The following is a 2,729-nucleotide window of genomic DNA, read 5'->3' as shown; positions in this document are numbered from 1 at the left end:
ATGATAGGCTTTTGATAAAGCTTAGCGCTCTGCGGTGAAACGGAGCTTTGCGGATTTAAATTTGAAGAATTCTGCGCCGCGAAATTTAAAGAATTTTCGCTCGTTAAATTTAAAGATTTTTCTGCGCTACCGTTTTGGCGGGGAAGTCTTTGCGCGGCGGCGAAATTTAAGGTATCGCTTTTAGAAAAAGACTCGGCGGCGCAAAAACCCGGCGTAGAGCACACGGGCGTGAAACAGGACGAACCTGATAAATTTGGAATTTTATTCAAAAGCTGCGCTAAATTTAAAATTTCTTCGTGCTCGAAGTGATTTGTAAATACCGCGCGGATCGTATCGCAGCCGCGCAAGATCTCGCCGGTCTTTGGCGAAACGCGCTCGCCGCCGAAGCCCTTGCAACGCAGATTGCAGCCCGCAAAGCGAAAGAAAAGCGCGAGTCTGCCTGCGTATTTGCCCTCGCCTTGGATACTTAAAAAGCTCTCTACGAGCCTCATCCGCCCGTCTCGTAAAATGCGCGGCTTGAAATTTCATTCGAAGCGTCAGTTTGCCAGCGATTTTTTTCAGGCTTATTCGCTAAAATTTTAGCCAAAATTTCGGCGGCTGCGGCGATGTCGCCCTCTTTGACCGCCTTTTTGATACTTAGCGCGTCCTCGAAGTAAAGACACGGGATCAAAAGCCCCTCGGCGCTTAGTCTGATGCGGTTGCAGCTCTCGCAAAAATCGTGCTTGTGCGGATCGATGATACCGAAGGTGTAGCCGTCCCCGAGCGCGTAAAGCGACGCGGGCGAGCTTTGCGATTTCGGCAGAGCGGTAAAGATAAATTTACGCCTTAAAATATCTAAAATTTCGTTTGATTTTAATCCTGTAAGATCGCCGGCATGGGTGTTTTCCATAAATTCTATGAAGCGGATCTGGCAATCCTTCTCGCGGGCAAATTCCAACAAATAAATAAGCTCGTCGTCGTTGATCCCTTTTAGCGCGACGGTGTTTAGCTTAACCTTTAACCCCGCTTCAAGCGCGGCGTCAAGGCCTTCTAAGACGTTATAAAGCACGCCGCGCTGAGCTATAAATTTAGCCCGCTCCGGTCGCAGCGAGTCAAGCGACATATTGATGCGCTTTAGCCCGGCGTCTTTCAGGGCGCGCGCGTAGTTTTTGAGATAATATCCGTTGGTAGTAAGCGCAAGATCGATACCTGGGGCGTAATCCGCGATCATCTTTATAAAATCCTCGATCCCCTTTCGCACCAGTGGTTCGCCGCCCGTGATACGGATCTTTTTTACGCCGCCGTCGATCGCAACTTTGACGAATAAAAACATCTCCTCAAAGCTTAAAATATTCTCTCGAGGCACCCAGTTAAACGGCGTAGCAGGCATGCAATATCTGCATCTGAAATTGCACCGCTGCGTAACCGAAATGCGCAAATAATCGATCGTTCGTCCAAATTTATCAATTAGCATATTTTGCCTTAATATCAATTTGCGGCGATTATATAAAAAACAAAGCGATTTTGCAAAATTTTATTTTTATATTGCTCAGGCTATTTTCTTACCGAGCCGATGAGCTCTTTAAGCTGATCTAGTAGCGGTCTGATCTGCTTTTCTACCCGCTCGTCGATCATCGTAGGCACTACATCTAGTCTCTGCTCTATCGTCTCGTCGATCACGTCTGCAATCGCGTTTATATCGATATTGGGAGCGACTTTACCGCCCGAATCGATCATCTCTTTTAGCTCCTCGACCTTCTTTTTAAGCAGATAATTTTCCTGCATAGCGTCAGTCAGCACCTGATCGAAGCGTTCGAATTTTTTATCCGCTTGCTTATCCTTAAAATATATGACGAAAAACATCAAAAATATAACGACGCAAAGTCCTAAAATGATGATAGTGTTAAGATCCATAGGGGTTCCTTAAAATAAATTTACAAAAACAAAAGCGAAAAACGCAATGCCCAAGTAGCCGTTGAGCGTGAAAAACGCGCGATCAATCTTGCTAAAATCTTTCTGCACGATCCTGTGCTCGAAGTACAGGATCGTCGCGCACGCAGCCACGCCCAAATAGGCAAAAAAGCCTAAATTTGCCGCTGCGCAAAACAGCAGCCAAAAAAGCACTGCTACGGCGTGAAAAATTTTAGAGATAAACATCGAAGCTTCCTTGCCATAAAGCGCAGGGATACTGTAAAGCCTCGCCGTGCGGTCAAATTCCATATCTTGAAGCGAATATAGCACGTCAAAGCCGCCCACCCAAAACACTACCCCGAGGCACAGCAGCACCGACCACAGCGGAATTCCGCCGCTAACGGCGATCGCTCCGGCAATCGGCGCAAGCCCCAGGCAAAAGCCGAGCATCAAATGCGCAGTCTCGCTAAAGCGCTTAAAATACGAATACCCGCCTAATGCCGCTAAAATCGGCATCGAAAGCTTAAACGCCAAAGGATTTATGAACGCCGAAACCGCTATGAAAACCACCGCGTTCGCGATGATGAAAAGCAGCAAATTTCCGCGCCCGATCCGTCCGTCCACGCTAGGGCGCGAAGCGCAGCGCGGATTGGCGCGGTCGATATCCTCGTCCAAGTAACGATTTATCGCCATCGCGAAGCTTCTCGCGCTTACCGCGCATAAAATCCCTAAAAAAAGCGACTTCCAGCCGAACCACACCGAGCCGCTTTGCAGCTTGCTTGCAGTAATCATCGCCGTAAAGATAAACGGCAGCGCGAAAACCGAGTGTTTAAAAACTA

Annotated in this window: 4 protein-coding genes; all 4 read right to left on the bottom strand. The window is 47.8% G+C overall.

The features are described from left to right. On the bottom strand, window positions 1-491 hold a 491-nt coding region (locus tag Q0413_RS07970; RefSeq protein WP_298988447.1), incomplete at its 3' end, for a 7-carboxy-7-deazaguanine synthase QueE. Next, window positions 488-1,453 (bottom strand): GTP 3',8-cyclase MoaA, encoded by a 966-nt coding sequence (gene moaA / locus Q0413_RS07965; RefSeq protein WP_298988446.1) that lies wholly within the window; start codon window positions 1,451-1,453, stop codon window positions 488-490. The genes Q0413_RS07970 and moaA, both read right to left, overlap by 4 nt. An 80-nt stretch (window positions 1,454-1,533) precedes the next feature. Next, window positions 1,534-1,893 carry a hypothetical protein gene (locus Q0413_RS07960; protein WP_005869739.1) on the bottom strand — a complete coding sequence of 120 codons (360 nt, stop codon included), beginning with the start codon at window positions 1,891-1,893 and terminating at the stop codon, window positions 1,534-1,536. A 9-nt stretch (window positions 1,894-1,902) separates the two neighbouring features. Continuing rightward, window positions 1,903-2,729, bottom strand: an 827-nt coding sequence (gene mqnP, locus Q0413_RS07955) for a menaquinone biosynthesis prenyltransferase MqnP (protein WP_298988445.1), incomplete at its 5' end; no start/stop codon positions are given.

It is taken from the genome of uncultured Campylobacter sp., assembly GCF_938045465.1.
Classification (GTDB): domain Bacteria; phylum Campylobacterota; class Campylobacteria; order Campylobacterales; family Campylobacteraceae; genus Campylobacter_B.
Note: the sequence above shows the minus strand (reverse complement) of the source record. Positions and strands in the feature narration are given on the sequence as shown.

Coding starts and splice junctions, on each gene's coding strand:
- moaA (WP_298988446.1), bottom strand. CDS start 1,453: ATGCTAATTGATAAATTTGGACGAACGATCGATTATTTGCGCATTTCG.
- Q0413_RS07960 (WP_005869739.1), bottom strand. CDS start 1,893: ATGGATCTTAACACTATCATCATTTTAGGACTTTGCGTCGTTATATTT.